The organism is Cellulosilyticum sp. I15G10I2 (assembly GCF_900095725.1).
GTDB lineage: Bacteria > Bacillota > Clostridia > Lachnospirales > Cellulosilyticaceae > FMMP01.
The window spans coordinates 91431-107411 of record NZ_FMMP01000028.1 but is presented as its reverse complement, the minus strand read 5'-3'; the positions used below and the strand labels follow the sequence as shown (position 1 = coordinate 107411).

Annotated in this window: 13 protein-coding genes and 1 riboswitch; of the genes, 12 read left to right on the top strand and 1 reads right to left on the bottom strand. The window is 35.9% G+C overall.

What is annotated here, in order from left to right:
- The 7 genes from cobT (at position 1) to BN3326_RS19405 (ending at position 8097) form a co-directional block, all read left to right on the top strand.
- Positions 1 to 1071: a nicotinate-nucleotide--dimethylbenzimidazole phosphoribosyltransferase gene (cobT, locus tag BN3326_RS19435; protein ID WP_070000914.1), complete on the top strand. Its 1071-nt coding sequence runs from the start codon at positions 1 to 3 to the stop codon at positions 1069 to 1071.
- A 276-nt stretch (positions 1072 to 1347) separates the two neighbouring features.
- The gene (locus BN3326_RS19430; protein ID WP_070000913.1) at positions 1348 to 2724 is read left to right on the top strand and encodes a methyltransferase MtaB domain-containing protein; all 1377 of its coding nucleotides are present in this window, start codon (positions 1348 to 1350) and stop codon (positions 2722 to 2724) included.
- An 83-nt stretch (positions 2725 to 2807) separates the two neighbouring features.
- Positions 2808 to 3695 (top strand): CobW family GTP-binding protein, encoded by an 888-nt coding sequence (locus BN3326_RS19425; protein WP_070000912.1) that lies wholly within the window; start codon positions 2808 to 2810, stop codon positions 3693 to 3695.
- A 234-nt stretch (positions 3696 to 3929) separates the two neighbouring features.
- Positions 3930 to 5285 carry a uroporphyrinogen decarboxylase family protein gene (locus tag BN3326_RS19420; RefSeq protein ID WP_070000911.1) on the top strand — a complete coding sequence of 452 codons (1356 nt, stop codon included), beginning with the start codon at positions 3930 to 3932 and terminating at the stop codon, positions 5283 to 5285.
- Positions 5286 to 5290: 5 nt separating this feature from the next.
- Complete coding sequence (locus tag BN3326_RS19415; RefSeq protein WP_070000910.1) at positions 5291 to 5566, top strand: thioredoxin family protein; 276 nt, start codon at positions 5291 to 5293, stop codon at positions 5564 to 5566.
- Entirely contained in the window at positions 5563 to 6669 is a 1107-nt protein-coding gene (locus BN3326_RS19410; RefSeq protein ID WP_070000909.1) for a GTP-binding protein, read from the top strand. Before BN3326_RS19415 ends, BN3326_RS19410 begins: the two co-directional genes overlap by 4 nt.
- 168 nt (positions 6670 to 6837) lie before the next feature.
- Positions 6838 to 8097, top strand: coding sequence for a helix-turn-helix domain-containing protein (locus BN3326_RS19405; RefSeq protein WP_070000908.1), 1260 nt, complete (start codon positions 6838 to 6840; stop codon positions 8095 to 8097).
- Between the two features lie 104 nt (positions 8098 to 8201).
- Here the strand turns inward: BN3326_RS19405 and BN3326_RS19400 are convergent, their stop codons facing one another.
- The gene (locus BN3326_RS19400) at positions 8202 to 8789 is read right to left on the bottom strand and encodes a dipicolinate synthase subunit B (protein WP_070000907.1); all 588 of its coding nucleotides are present in this window, start codon (positions 8787 to 8789) and stop codon (positions 8202 to 8204) included.
- Between the two features lie 425 nt (positions 8790 to 9214).
- Positions 9215 to 9428: riboswitch (cobalamin riboswitch) on the top strand.
- Between the two features lie 121 nt (positions 9429 to 9549).
- Here BN3326_RS19400 and BN3326_RS19395 point away from each other — a divergent pair.
- The 5 genes from BN3326_RS19395 (at position 9550) to BN3326_RS19375 (ending at position 15980) form a co-directional block, all read left to right on the top strand.
- Positions 9550 to 11070, top strand: coding sequence for a cobyric acid synthase (locus BN3326_RS19395; RefSeq protein ID WP_070000906.1), 1521 nt, complete (start codon positions 9550 to 9552; stop codon positions 11068 to 11070).
- A 20-nt stretch (positions 11071 to 11090) separates the two neighbouring features.
- Positions 11091 to 12047: an adenosylcobinamide-phosphate synthase CbiB gene (gene cbiB, locus BN3326_RS19390; RefSeq protein WP_070001202.1), complete on the top strand. Its 957-nt coding sequence runs from the start codon at positions 11091 to 11093 to the stop codon at positions 12045 to 12047.
- A gap of 835 nt (positions 12048 to 12882) precedes the next feature.
- Complete coding sequence (locus BN3326_RS19385; protein WP_083258968.1) at positions 12883 to 13959, top strand: pyridoxal phosphate-dependent aminotransferase; 1077 nt, start codon at positions 12883 to 12885, stop codon at positions 13957 to 13959.
- Positions 13960 to 13970: 11 nt separating this feature from the next.
- Complete coding sequence (locus tag BN3326_RS19380; protein ID WP_070000905.1) at positions 13971 to 15347, top strand: cobyrinic acid a,c-diamide synthase CobB; 1377 nt, start codon at positions 13971 to 13973, stop codon at positions 15345 to 15347.
- Entirely contained in the window at positions 15348 to 15980 is a 633-nt protein-coding gene (locus BN3326_RS19375) for a cobalt-precorrin-8 methylmutase (protein WP_070000904.1), read from the top strand.
- The last annotated feature ends 1 nt before the right edge of the window (position 15981 follow it).

Here is a 15981-nt window from a genome sequence, read left to right as displayed (position 1 = left end):
ATGTATAATGTTTTAGAATATGCAAAAGGGATACAACTTACGGATACAGTGATTCAAACAGAAACAGAAAAATATATTGATAATCTCACAAAGCCTGTAGGAGCTCTAGGGCAGCTAGAAGAAATAGTGATAAAGCTTGCCGGTATACAATGCACTCAAAAGATCAATATCAATAAAAAGGTAGTTGTAATTATGTGTGCAGATAACGGGGTATATGATGAGGGTGTAAGTGAATGTCCACAAGATGTAACCCAGCAAGTTACCTATAATTTTACAAGAGGGATAACCGGGATTAACAGGATGACAAGTTTTTCAAAGTCTGATATTTACATAGTGGATATAGGGGTAAAGGGAGAAATCAATTCGCCTCTTGTACATAATAAAAAGATTAGAGAGAGTACCTCCAATATGTGTAATGAGCCAGCTATGACCAAAGATGAGGCGATAAAGGCCATTAATATTGGCATAGAAGCTGTTGAAGCGTTGGTTGGTGAAGGCTATGAAGTATTTGGAACAGGGGAGATGGGAATAGGCAACACGACTACATCAGCAGCAGTACTGAGTGTACTTACTGGTGAGGAGATAAAAAATGTTGTTGGCCAAGGAGCAGGTGTAAAAGAAGATACCTTTAATAGAAAGGTAAATGCCATCAGCAGAGCAATTGATAAAAATAATCCTGAGAAAGAGGATATCATAGATGTCCTGGCAAAAGTAGGCGGTTTTGATTTAGCAGGACTATGCGGTGTATTTATTGGAGCTGCAAGAAATAAAAAAGCAGTAGTGATAGATGGATTTATCTCTGCTGTTGCAGCACTTTGTGCCTGCCGAATAGAGCCTAAGTGTGTACATTATATGTTCCCATCTCATATGTCACAGGAAACAGGCATGCGTATTGCAATGGATGCTTTGGGGTTAAAACCTTACTTTTATGTTGATATGAGACTCGGAGAAGGAACAGGCTGTACATTGACCTTTCAGTTGATGGATATGGCCCTTCATACGTTATATACGATGGCAACTTTTGAAGAAGCGTCTATTGAGAAAAAGAATTATATAGGGATATGGAAATAAGAAGTATAGCTATTTGCAAAAAAAGAATAAAAAGTCATAAAAACGATTTCTCTCAAATAATGAGCAAAGAATTTATAGTAAATACCACTAATAAATAGAGGGTGAAGTTATTCTATTTTACTAAAAGTAAGGCAGCTTAAGTCACGTAAATCTTTCAAATAAAAGGATTAAATTAAAATCTATTTATCTCTCTTTTAAGTATACTGTAACTACAAACAAACAGCGTACGTACTTTTTAAAATTAAAATTTAATTTAAATAAAAGGGAGAGATAATAATGGTATTTAAAAATCTAGCATATCAATCAGCAGACGAGCTTGTATATGGTTTATCAAAAAAACCAGTCATACTTAAAAACGGTTTATCAATCGGTGGGGGAAACGTCATTCCGGAAATTAACTTTACACTTCCGACGATGAGTATTACACAGGATACCATGCCGCAAGTTTTAGAACAATACAGAGGTCTTATGGAAGATATCTGTAAAAGAGCAGTAGATTTATATGTACCAGAATTTGTAGCAGAAATAGAAGTATTACCGCCAATGACTTTTAATCCGCAGTGGGGGATTGAAGTAACCAAGGTAGTTAGAGACATCATGTATCATTATGAAAATAAGTATGGCATAAAAGGTGCTGTGAGAATTACACCTGTTGATATTAGAGAAGACAGAGCCACCACGCATATGTGGAGCGGGCAAAATTGGGATAATATTATGACACTATTTGAAGGGGCTGCAAAAGCTGGAGCAGAGCTCTTAGCGATTGAGTCTATCGGGGGCAAAGAAGTTCATGATGATGCAACGATGTTTGCTGATATGCGACAAGCTGTTTTTGCACTAGGAGTCCTTGGCTGCAAAGATATGAAAAAACTTTGGAGAGCAATTGACGATATCGCCAGGAAAACAGGTGCAGTAACGGCTGGAGATACAGCATGCGGTTTTGCAAATACAGCGATGGTGCTTGCAGACCGTAAGTTTGTAACAAAATCTTACGCAGCAGTTATTAGGGTTATGACCGCTGTAAGATCGCTTGTTGCTTATGAAGAAGGGGCAAGAGGGCCGCATAAGGACTGTGGTTATGAAGGTGTATATGTAAAAGCAATTACAGGAACACCTATCTCAATGGAAGGTAAAACAGCAGCCTGTGCACACCTTTCACCAGTCGGTAATATAGCGGCAGCTATGGCAGACCTTTGGAGTAATGAAGCAATACAAAATATCAAGCTTCTAGGAGGAATGGCACCAACTGTTTCTTTTGAGCAGCTTGTCTATGATTGCAGGCTGATGAATGAAGCTACTAAGAGAGGCGACGCTACAAGGCTTCTTATGAGAGACTTACTCGTAGACTCTGATAGTTATTATGATCCTCAAGCTTATGTTTTAAGACCAGATGTAGTTATGGACTTATCAAAAGAAATTCTTAGTGTTGACGGACATTTCAATAGAGTTAAAAAAGCAGCAGAAGTAACGATACAAACACTTAAAGATGCTCACAAAGCTGGTAAAGTCCTTATCGAAGAAAGAGAGCTCAGTATATTAGATACGCTGGGAGAGCAAGTGGCAGGGATTATAAATGATGAAGCTGCATTTATTGAAGAGATGAAAGATGAGTGTGATCCAGTTAAATTTGATCCTAAAAAATATGATCTGTAGTTATATCTTTTAATAAATATAAAATCCCTCAGTATTTTCTGTCTGAGGGATTTTATAGACTTATAAACAAAGGAGAGAGAGCTATGCTTGTCGATATAATATGCGGATTTTTAGGAGCAGGTAAGACAACACTTATCAATAAATTAATTACGGTTTATAAAAAAAGAGGTGAGAAGATTGTTATTATAGAGAATGAATATGGCAGCGTAAATATTGATAAGTATCTGTTTGAAGATGAAAATATAGGGGTCTATGAGATGACAAGCGGATGCTTGTGCTGCACTTTAAAGGGCAATTTAGAACTTAGTCTGCAAGAGATAAGAGATCATATCAAACCAGACAGGGTGATCATAGAACCATCTGGTATTTTTGTTATAGATGAGATGCTGAGTGTTTTTAACACCATAGACTTTCAAATGTTTAAGCTGAATCAGATTATTACAGTCGTAGACAGTATGCATTTTATGCGTTATCGTCATAAATATAATGCCTTACTCGGTGTACAGATTAAACAGGCGCATGTAATCGTTGTCAGTAAGATTTCAGAGCAAGGAGATAGAAAGGTTCTAAAAAATGAGATTAGAATATTTAACAGCAAGGCTCCTATTATTATGAAGCCGTGGGAAGATCTAGGGATGGATGAATTAGAACAAATTGTAAATAAAATGCAGTCCACTAAAAAATTTTCCTCCCGAAAGATCAGAGTGACTTCCGCTATTATTTACCAAAAACATGAGATTATCCCTCATCAATTTACAACCGAGACCCTTCAAGCAGAAAAAAACTATAGCAGAGAGGCATTTGAGATACTTATCAAGGATTTAGAAGCTAAAGCTATATTAAGATGTAAAGGTTTTATAAATATAGAGGAAAAGAACTATCTTTTTCAATATGTAGATGGGACCTATAGTTTAGAGGAAACTGTGATGCCTATTAAAGATCATACTTTAGTATTGATAGGAAATATGTAAATATCTTATGATGTAGCATTTTAATAATAGCTAAATAATCCTAAAAGTGAGGAGGCAAGTCTTAAAAAGTTAAGTTTTAATATTAAACGCCATTTATTGATTAAAAGAATGTTATTTGTGAATGTCTATTTACTAAGCGTGAAGCAATAAAAAAATAATAAAAAACATAAGTTCTTAAAATATAAAATCCTGCTGGTGTTATATAATAAAATCAAAAATGCTGGAGGTTGGGATATGAATGCTAAAAAATTAGTTTTAGATGCCATAAGAAATGAACAAACCGAAAGAGCACCCTGGGTACCATTTGTAGGATGTCATGCAGCAAGTCTTATAGGGGTTAATGCAGAAGAGTATTTTAAGAGCAGTGAACATATTTTTAATGGCGTAACAAAGGCTTACGAGGACTACAGGCCAGATGGACTTCCAGTCCTTTTTGATCTTCAAGTAGAGGCAGAAGCTTTAGGCTGTGGACTTAAATATGCAGAGAATAATCCGCCTTCTGTTGCAACACATCCATTAGTTGATGGGGTTAAACTAGAAGATTTAAAAGTACCAACTGAAAAAGACGGCAGGTTTCCAATTGTTATGGAAGCAACAAAAAGGATTTGTGAGGCACTTGGAGATAAAATTGCATTATATGGTCTCATTACAGGGCCCTATACACTAGCCCTTCATCTAAGAGGTACAGAGATATTTTTTGATATGATGGATGACCCAGATTACATGCATAGTGTCATGGCTTTTTGTGAGAAGGTATGTATTGCTACAGCTCAAATGTATATGGATGCAGGGGTAGATATAGTAGCTATTGTAGATCCTATGACTTCGCAAATTTCACCAGACAGTTTTGCAGAATTTGTAGCACCTTATGCAACAAGCGTATTTGAGGCTATCAGGGCGCAAGGTAAACTTTCATCTTTCTTTGTATGCGGAGATGCGAAGAAGAATGTAGAAGAAATGTGCAAGTGTAAACCAAATAATATTTCAATAGATGAAAATATCCCACTTGATTATGTGAAAGAAGTTGCAGGCAAATATGGCGTATCTTTTGGAGGCAATGTTAAACTGACGCTGTCACTTTTATTTGGGACTGTAACAGACTGTATCAAGGATGCCCAAAACTGTATGGCAGTAGGTGGTACAAAAGGTTATATTTTAGCACCAGGCTGTGATATGCCGTTTTCAACACCAGTAGATAACATCAAAGCCATTTCTTCATTGGTTCACGGCGAAATAGCAGAGTTTTTAGAAGATGTTAATGTACTTGACGGTGTAGATGCGGCACTTCCAGATTATCCAAGTCTTGACCATGTTAGGATAGATGTTATCACACTTGACTCAGAAAGCTGTGCTCCATGCCAATACATGATGGAAGCTGTTCGTAAAGCAAGCGAAGGTTTTGAGGGTAAAGTTGTTTATAAAGAACATAAGGTGAAAGATAAAGAAGCTGTCATCACAATGGTAAAATTAGGCGTATCTAATATACCCACCATTTGCATTGATGGACAAATTAAACATGTAAGTATTATTCCAAGCAAAGAAGAACTTGTGGCACAATTAAAAGAAATAGTAGAAGCAAAAGGAGTGTAAAATCTATGGTAGAAGTGAAACTGGTGACATTAGATGAACCTTGCAGTGCATGTATTATTATAACAAACCTTATTAAGGAAATGTTTAAAGAGCTAGCGCACCAGATGCCAGAAGTAACTTTTACCATTATAGAAATGCACCATATTAATGAATTAAAAGGCATAAAGGGCATAGAAGTAGAAAAAATGCCTATCATTCTTATTCAGGATGAGCAAATAAGTGCGGGATCGCTTCCAAATAAAAGATATTTGAAACAGCTTATAGAGGAGGAGTCAAGATGATTAAACTGGCTATTATCGGAGGCTTTTTAGGAGCAGGCAAAACCACCCTCATATTAAACCTTGCAAAGAGGTACAGAGAGCTTGGATTAAAAGTAGGTATCGTCACAAATGATCAAGGCAGTGATCTAGTTGATACAGAATTCTTAAAAAGCGCAGGATTTTCTGTAATGGAAGTAGAAGGAGGCTGCTTTTGCTGTAACTTTGATGTGTTTACTGAAAAGGTAGATCAATTAGCAAAAGTCAATTTTCCAGATATTATACTTGCTGAGCCTGTAGGAAGTTGCACAGACCTTATAGCCACCATTTTTAAACCTCTTATTAATGAAGAAGTTTTTTTGGAGAATTATGTTAGTACTTTTTCTTATTCGCCTTTATCTGTAGTAGTTGATCCTAAACGTATAAAAAGGGTCATGATGGAGGAAGAAAACAGCCTTTTTCCAAATGAAATTAACTATCTATTTACTAAACAATTAGAAGAAGCCAATGTTATTCTTTTAAATAAAATTGACTTACTTAATGAAATAGAAGTAGAGAAGATTATAAGTTATATTAAGCAAAAATATACGGCTGCTGAAGTTATTCCTATTAGTGCAAAAGATAAGCTTGGACTTGATTATTTAGCTAATTTGCTGATTGATGAGCACATGGATCAAATGAATACTTTAGATATAGATTATGATGTCTATGGTTTAGCAGAGGCTTATCTTGGATGGCTTAATGCAGCTTGTTATGTAACACTTGAAGAAGCCATAGATGTATCTGGGATGATGCTTGCTATTATAGAAAAATGTCAAAAAGAGTTTAGGATAACTCACAGTGAGGTGGCACATTTAAAGCTTTATGCTATAGCTCAAGAAGACTACCTCAAAGTAAGTCTAGTCAGCATAGATGAGGAGCCGGATTTTAATAAAAAGATGGAAAAGATGCAAAGTCAGTTTAATCTTATTATTAATGCAAGAGTAAGTTCCAAACCACAATATCTTAAAACCACAATAGAGCGGGTAGTAGATGAAGTGAGACAACAATATCATGCGGTACTGCAAGATTTCAAGATAGAATGTTTTGCACCGGCTCAGCCTAATCCTAAATACCGTATGAAATAATATAAAGCCTCCTAAGAAACGGGTATAAGTTTTAGGGAGGTTTTAAGCATGCCTATAAAAGAGGAACGAAATACAGGTTGAATGTAAATGCAAAAAAAGAGTATAATATAAGTAATTAAGTAGGATATGTCATTTTATAGTTATAAAACTTAAGGATATAGGTGATTTATGCATAATATGAATTCTGAAGATATGGCTAATATGGCAAAAACATTTGAAGTATGTACCAATATAAAATGCAAGTATATAGAGCTGGAAACCAGCAGTGCTTACGAACCGGTACAATGCAGCAATCAGCTTTGTTGTACACTGCATAAGCTGCTTAAACAAGATTATTCTTGTAAAGAGCTTACTATGCATGCTTATGAGCAGGCCCAAAGATTTGGACTGGCATACATCTATTACTGTGATATAGGACTTGTACATATCATTATGCCTATTCATCAAGAAGATGGCAAAAAAAGAGCCTTTTTCTGCGGTCCCATTTTAATATCGGACAAGTATGAATATCTGTTTGAAGAGATAGCTATTAAATATAAAATTAGTACGAATGAAATACAGACACTTTTAAAAGCGTTAGATGATATTGATGCAATTGAGCCTTATAAAGTAACTGCACTTTCGAATATGATAGAACTCGTTGCAAACCAGGCGTCTACAGATATAGGTAAGCTTAATGTAAAAATAAGAAATGATGTACAAAAACAACAGATAAAAATTCATGAATATTTATTAAGTGAAAATGTCAGTACAAACGACACACCTAGAACATATTCAATAGAAAAAGAAAAGCTTTTGATAGCAGCCATTAGAGATTGTGATATAGAAAAAGCAAGAGAACTCCTAAATAGTATTCTTGGCGATTTATTTGTAATTGCCGTAGCAGATTTAGATACCATACGAACAAGACTTGTAGAGCTGATTGTTTTATTATCGAGAGGTGCTGTTGAAGGTGGAGTAAGTACAAAAGAGATCTTTGGTCTTAATGGACAGTATATTAAACAAGTCTTAGAAGTAGATACCATAGATGATTTATATTTCTGTCTGAATCAAATATTGATTCGATTTGTGGATGCTGTGTTTGTTTATAGAAACAGCAGGCATGGTGACTCAATTAAAAGGGCGATCCAATATATTAAGCAAAATTACATGAATAAGATTACACTAGAAGAAGTTGCTAGTGCTGTACATGTAAGCCCAAATTACTTCAGCAAAATCTTTAAAGAAGAGTCAGGTATTAATTTTGCGACTTATCTTAATCAAATAAGAATAGAGGGCGCTAAAAAGCTTCTTGCTGCTGATGAAACTTCTTTGGCGGATGTTGCGTATTTAGCAGGTTTTGAAGATCAAAGTTACTTCTCACGGGTATTTAAAAAGTATACTGGATTATCACCTAAAAGATATAAGGAATTAAAAGGATCAAGCTAACTTAAAAATAGTTTTACATATCAATAGATAAAAGTGCCCCTTACAGTCAATCTGAGATAGAAAATTACTGTAGGGGGTACTTTTTTTATATTATGTTGATTGTATTAAAACTTTTCAAGGATTGGCTGAAGCTGCTCCTTGTTTAATGCCTGTAAAACACTTGGGATCATTAATGGAAATACAGAGACTAAAGAATTGGGTTTATCCTTAACATTATCCTGTCCAAAAGGAACAAAGTAAATATGTTTAGTGTTAAGTAAAGCTGCAATGCTTTTAGCGCTAATACTAAGTCCATCGTTGGTGGCGATGCCTAATAAGACTGGCTTATTGTTTCTAAAAAGTTCTTTGGCCATCATAAGGACTGGGGTATCTGTTGCACCATCAGCAAGTTTTGACAGACTATTCCCGGTACAAGGCGCAATAACGAAAATATCTAAGGGCTTTTCATATTTATTAAGAGTTTCAGCATCAGACATTGTTTGAATAGCTTCTTTGCCAGTAATATCTTTCATGCGTTTTAAAAAGTCTTTGGCAGTACCATAGCGCGAATCAGTAACAGCTACTTGATAAGAAACAACAGGAACTACCTCAGCACCGGCATCTACTAGATTCTGCAGCTGTGGAAACACCTGGTCAAATACACAATAAGAACCGGTAAAACCAAAACCAATCTTTAAACCTTTGAGTTGCATAGCATACCTCCTTATTTATAAAAAAGAAATAATGTTCATTCAATATTTATATTAAAAAGAAGGCAATAAAATACCATAAAATTACTGGTACAAACGTAATACTAATACTCTATTAAGCAGCCTGTCATTAAAATTTTGCTTAATAGAGACATTAACTTGTAAATTATGTAATAATAGTGCTATATTAATAATATAGATCTCACATCTTTAAATTTTAGTTATTCACAATAATATGTGGTGTGAAATCATTCTGAGAAATAACTTTATAGTGATGAATAGGTCAAGTTTATATGTTGTTTCTCTATAGCTTTATATAAAATTATATTTATATAAATAATAATTTTATATAAATAATAATATAATTCTATATAAAAATGTATTTTAGATATATCATTATAATAAAAATGAGTCTAATTAAATAAAGTTGATATTCTAAAGTTTTAGGTGCATCAAGTTTAATAAACTTATGCTTAATAGGGAAATGCGAAAAACGCTGCAGCCCCCGCTACTGTAAACAAGGACAATTTATTCATGAATATAAAGTACTATATTCATTAGCCACTGTACATTAAAGTATGGGAAGGTGAATAAGTTGGATGATTTGTTAGCCAGGAGACCTGCCTAAAATGGAATGTTACGCTTTCGGAGGGAAAGGCGGTAATACGATAATACACCAGTATTATATGTATAAGCTCCTTTTGGGGGCTTTTTTTATTTTGCTGATACATTGTAATAAAATGTAAGGTTAGGAGGACTAAGCATGGGAAAACCAATTATGTTTCAGGGAACAGCATCAAATGCAGGAAAAAGCTTTATTGTGGCAGCTTTTTGCAGAATATTTTACCAAGATGGACTTAAAGTTATTCCTTTTAAATCTCAAAATATGGCACTTAATTCCTATATAACAGATGAAGGTCTGGAAATGGGAAGAGCACAGGTCTTTCAAGCAGAAGCAGCAGGGATACAGCCCAATGTTAAAATGAACCCAGTGCTTTTAAAGCCTCATGCGGATAAACATTGTCAAGTTGTTATAAATGGCAAGGTATATGGCAATATGAGCGCCGTAGAGTACCATGAATTTAAACCTCAGCTTGCAGAAATGATTAAGGAAGTTTATGAAACTATAAGCCATGACAATGATGTGGTAGTGATAGAAGGGGCAGGCAGCCCAGCTGAGATTAATCTACGAGACAAAGATATTGTAAATATGGGGATGGCAGAGCTTGCAGATTCACCTGTTATCTTAATCGGAGATATCGATAAAGGCGGAGTTTTTGCAGCACTTGCAGGGACGATTATGCTGCTTAGCGAAGAAGAGAAAAAACGCGTAAAAGGGGTTATTATCAATAAGTTCAGAGGGGATATTAAAATATTAGAACCGGGCATTAAAATGTTAGAAGATATTATTAAGATACCAGTTTTAGGGGTTATTCCATACATGCATGTCAATATTGAAGACGAAGACAGCTTAACAACGCGGTTTAACCACCAAAATCATAAACAAAAGGATATCGAGATAGAAGTGGTATGTCTCCCTCATATATCAAACTTCACAGATTTAAACATCTTTGAGACCCAAGAAGATGTCAGTATCAAATATATTACCCGAGGAAAGTCTATCGGCAATCCAGATATTCTCATTATTCCAGGCAGTAAAAATACTATCGAAGATCTGCTTTATCTTAAAGAAAGTGGACTAGCAAGGCAAATTACAGCGCTTAGTCAAAAAGGAAAATTGATTTTTGGAATCTGTGGGGGGTATCAGATATTAGGTAAAAAGCTATGTGATCCTAGTGGCATAGAATGTGGTATTAATGAAATAGAAGGACTAGGTCTGTTAGATATAGAAACAGTATTTGAAGCCGAAAAAGTAACTACTCAAGTTGAAGGGACTGTTAATAAAGACTTACCAGGATATTTACAAAACCTAGCAGGTAAAAAGGTAAGTGGGTATGAAATTCATATGGGTATCAGTACCCTTGGAAATGGAGTGAAACCTATCTTAACGATTAAAGAGAAGCTAGGTAAGAAAGTTCAGTTATTAGAAGGCTGCATGAATCAAGAAGGCAATGTTATGGGAACGTATCTTCATGGGATCTTTGATGAGTTAGATTTTACAAGAAGCTTGCTTAATTATATAAGAACTCAAAAAGGCTTGGAGAGCAAAGTCAGTGAAGTTACTTCTTTTAAAGCATTTAAAGACAAAGAGTATGATAAAATAGCACAAATCGTAAGAGAAAATGTTGATATGGAAGCTATTTATAAAATGATAAGAGGGTGATAAAGATGACCTTCCTTCAGATGCACTTACTCATCATTATTTTGGCGTACATACTGGATTTGGTATTCGGCGATCCCTATGCATTTCCGCATCCTGTAAGATTTATAGGCAAGCTTACAAGGTTAGTAGAAAAACAAGTAAGAAAACATATGAAAAAAGGATTATCCCTAAAAATAGGTGGAGGAATCCTTTGGCTTGTTGTAGTAGGAACCACTTATTTTATGGTGTATGGGATTGTTAAAGTGAGTCAGGGGCAGCCTCTCATATATATTACGACAAACACACTCTTAATCTACACAACGCTTGCTACCAAATGTTTAAAAGATGAGGCAGTAAAAATATATCAGACACTTTGCACTGGAAGTCTAGAGGCATCAAGAATGCAACTGTCCTTTATAGTAGGCCGTGATACTACCGAACTCAGCGAAAAAGAAATTATAAGAGCAACTGTAGAAACAGTAGCAGAAAATACGGTAGATGGCATTATAGCTCCTTTATTATACGCTTTTATTGGAGGGGCACCTTTAGCATTTGCCTATAAGGCGATTAACACACTGGATTCAATGGTAGGTTATAAAAATGAGAAGTATAAAGATATAGGTTTTGTATCAGCTAAAATGGATGACGTAGCGAATTTTATACCTGCAAGAATAACTTCAATTTTAATGATGCTGGCAAGTTTTCTTTTAGGATTAGATGCCAGGGCCTCTATTAAAATAGCCATAAGAGACAGGAAAAATCATAAAAGCCCTAACTGTGCCTACCCAGAAGGCTCAGTAGCAGGGGCACTCGGGGTGCAGCTCGGAGGCACCAATACTTACTTTGGAGAAGTGATGCATAAACCGACTATAGGAGACGCCCGAAGAGCCATAGAAAATGAGGATATTCTTAGGACTAATAAGTTGATGTATGGGACATCACTGGTTGCACTCGTAGTGTTTTCATTAGGCTATTACTTGATTAGTCTGATCGTTTAAGCTTACAAATGGGGTGTCTTTATAATTGAAGTCTTGATAGTAGGTCCGCTTGGCAGGCCGGAGATATTTTTTGTCTTTCCCGCCTACCCACCGCCATACCCGAGATCAGACCAAAAAACATCTCCGGCCTACCTCGCTATGCGCTATTAGAGATAAGCTTATAAATAAAAAACAAATTAAGGTGAGCTATAGGATTTGAAACCATACAAAATCAACTGTCTCAGAATAAAGCATGCTATAGAATATAGGTGAAGTAAAGTAGTCGGAAGTTATGAGTAGCTAAATAAGTCTAGTCATATTGACATTTATACCATTTCATTATGAAATAGCTCTATCAATATACCCTATTTCCCCCAGATTTACCAGTGACTAGCTCGGAGGAGGTGGAAGGACTTTTGGGGCGACTCGGGTTGGCTGTGGCAGACTGTCCTAAAACTATTTCAAGCCTAAATATTCCAAAGGCTAGCAGAGGGAGATTTTAGGGCTCGGAAGTTGCCTCTGGAGTATTTCGTTAAGAAAATCTTAGCAGTTTATTCAAATGGTTCTTAGGGAGACTGTCTGAGCGTAGCGAGTTTCGACCGTTCATTTGAAGAAAGTGCTTAGATTTTTAGAAATACGCAAGTGAGTAACTGGAGAACCCTAAAATTCCCCTGCGGACCAAGAAAGAATTATGAATGTAGTTTTCAGACAGTCTGATGGGTAGGCGTGGAGCAACAAAAGTCCTCCCACCCCCTCCGAGCGGACTTATTACTAAATACTTAATATTAGAAATACTACTATCAATAAACTCGCTAAAGGTAAGGCGATTATACCTGAGCAAAGGAGGTGACCACCCTTGATTAACCTAGGACACGGTGCCAATGTGGATGATATGGCAGCTAAATACCATAAAGATCCCAAGGATATCTTAGATTTTAGTGCAAATATTAATCCTTATACAGTAGAAAATTTAGAAACTTATATTTTAGAGGGCTTAAGTAAAAGTTATAACTATCCTGATATTCATTATACACAGTTGAAAAAGAATATTGCACAGTACTTAGGCTGTTCCCCAGCGTATATTATTCCGGGAAATGGCGCTACAGAGATTATGTATCTCCTTATGAAGTGTATCAAAGGGCCACTCGCTATTATTAATCCAACTTTCTCAGAATATGAAAGAAGTGCTAGATTAAACGGAATAAAAATCATAGATTTTTATTTACATAAACAAAACACCTTCACGCTGGACCTTGAAGTCATACAAAAGAGAATAGATGATTTTGAAAGCCTTTTCATCTGTAATCCCAATAACCCAACGGGTAAAGTACAAGATATACAAGCACTCTTAGATCTGCTCACTAGCTATAATAAACAGTTGATAGTGGATGAAACCTTTATAGAATTTGTAGAGGATGAAGCAAAGTATAGTTTGTTAAAGCTTATTCAGGATCATTCAAACCTCATTATTATCAAGGCTGCAACGAAGTTTTTTGGGCTTCCAGGGGTTAGGCTTGGGTATGGCATCACATCCAATCAGTATCTTTTAAAAGAAATGGCTATGTATAAAGAACCATGGACCATTAATTGTTTTGCGGAGGTCTTAGCAAATCATATTTTTGAAGCAGAGCATTATATTCATACGACAAAGTCCTACTTCAAAAAAGAAAGAGAACGGATGTTAGCAGCATTAAATGAGAGCAGCTTTTTTAGAACCTACCCGACAGACGCAAATTTTATACTTCTTGAGCTTAAAGGAATTACAGCAGAGGAACTTAAACAAAGACTTTTTGTACGGTATAACTTACTCATTAGAGATGCTTCTAATTTTAAAGGATTAGATAAATATTTTATAAGAATAGCAATAAAAACACCAAAAAATAATGACTTATTGATTAGCAAATTAAAAGACGAAGGGCTATTTAAGCTATAAAGGTGATCAAAATGAAAAAACTATTAATTGCAGGTACGAATAGCGGTGTCGGAAAAACAACCTTAACGCTGGGGATTATGAAAGCACTCAAAGGCAAAGGTCTTAAAGTACAACCTTTTAAAGTAGGTCCTGATTATATAGATACAGCTTATCATACCCATATAACAGGAAGCGCCTCCAGAAATCTGGATGGCTATATGCTACAAGATGACATGCTTAAATACCTCTTCAATAAAACTTCCAAAGATGCGGATGTAGCTATTGTAGAAGGGGTTATGGGGCTCTATGATGGGTATGGCATAGATATTAACTGCTGCAGCAGTTCCTACATTTCTAAACTCCTTAAACTGCCGGTAATATTAGTGATAGATGCTAAAGCCATGGCAGCCTCTGGCGCAGCTATGGTATTAGGCTATAAGATGCTGGACCCAGGGGTTAATCTAAAAGGGGTAATAGCTAATAATGTTAAGACACCCTCACATTTTAAGCTCGTTAAGGATGCGGTTGAGAAATATACAGGAGTAGAGGTACTTGGCTATTTTCCGCCTAATCCTGATTTTGCATTACCATCAAGGCATTTAGGACTTGTACCTAGTCAGGAGATGGAAGAACTTGAAGAGAAGCTTACACATTTAGGAGAAGAAATTACGAAATACATTGATATAGACCGTATGCTGGAGCTTTGTGAAAGCGAAGATGTTACCACGCATTTTAAACCAACACTTCCAAGAATAAAAGGTAAAGTCCTGGCTTTAGCTTATGATAAGGCATTTAATTTCTACTATGAAGATAATTTGGAACTTTTAGAAGAGATAGGCCTCAGTATTAAAAAGTTTAGTCCACTAGAAGATAATGAGCTGCCAGTGTGTGATTATATCTATATAGGAGGGGGCTTCCCAGAAGTTTTTGCAAAAAAATTGGAGCAGAATAAAAGTATGAGAAGTGCACTCAAAGAGGCGCATCATAGGGGTATTCCTATTTACGCAGAATGCGGAGGACTTATGTACCTTGGAGAAAGACTTAAGACTTTAGAAGGTGAACTTTTTGAAATGGTAGGGATATTTAAAGGGCAGAGTATTATGACCAAGGGACTTAAAAGGTTTGGCTATTGTGAAGGAGAAGCTCAGCTTGACACCATTCTCTCTAAGGTGGGCACAAAGATAAAAGGACATGAGTTTCATCATTCTGAGTTTCAAACAGATGAAAAAGAAGTTTATATAATGACTAAAGAAAGGGATGGTAAAATAGTTGCCCAGTGGTCAGGCGGATATAGCAAAGGTAACACGCTTGCCACTTATCTGCATCTTCATTTTTATAGTAATTTGAGTGCATTGAACCATTTTTTAAACGATACAGAAGATTTACAAACAGACAGGAGGAATGGATAGATGGCGTATATTAAGAACCCAGCCCTTATTGAACAAAATAGCTTTGAGATTATTCAAGGCATTATTGATGAGATAAGACCTAGCTATGTATTTAAGAGTGAAATAGAAGAAAAAATCATTAAAAGAGCCATTCATACAACCGCTGATTTTGAGTACCTAGATATTCTTAAAATATCAGAGCAGGCAGTAAATGCTATTAGTGAAGCTATAAAAAATGGCGCAACCTTGTATACTGATACTCAGATGGCACTGAGCGGGATTAATAAAACAAAGCTTAAAGCCTTTGGGTGCAAGAGCGCATGTTATATAAGTGAGGAAAGTGTCGTAAAACTTGCAAAAGAAAAAGAGATGACAAGATCTATGGCTGCTGTAGAGATAGCGGCTAAAGAGCCAGGAGAAAAAATATTTGTTATTGGTAATGCGCCTACAGCTCTTTATAAAATTATAGAGCTTACACAAAAGGGGGAACTGCTGCCAGCAGCTATTGTAGGGGTTCCAGTTGGATTTGTTGGTGCTGCTGAATCAAAAGAAACCCTAGCACAAACAAATATTCCTTATATTTTATCACAAGGCAGAAAAGGCGGCAGTAATCTAGCAGCGGCTATTATCAATGCTGTACTTTATGCCCTATAGG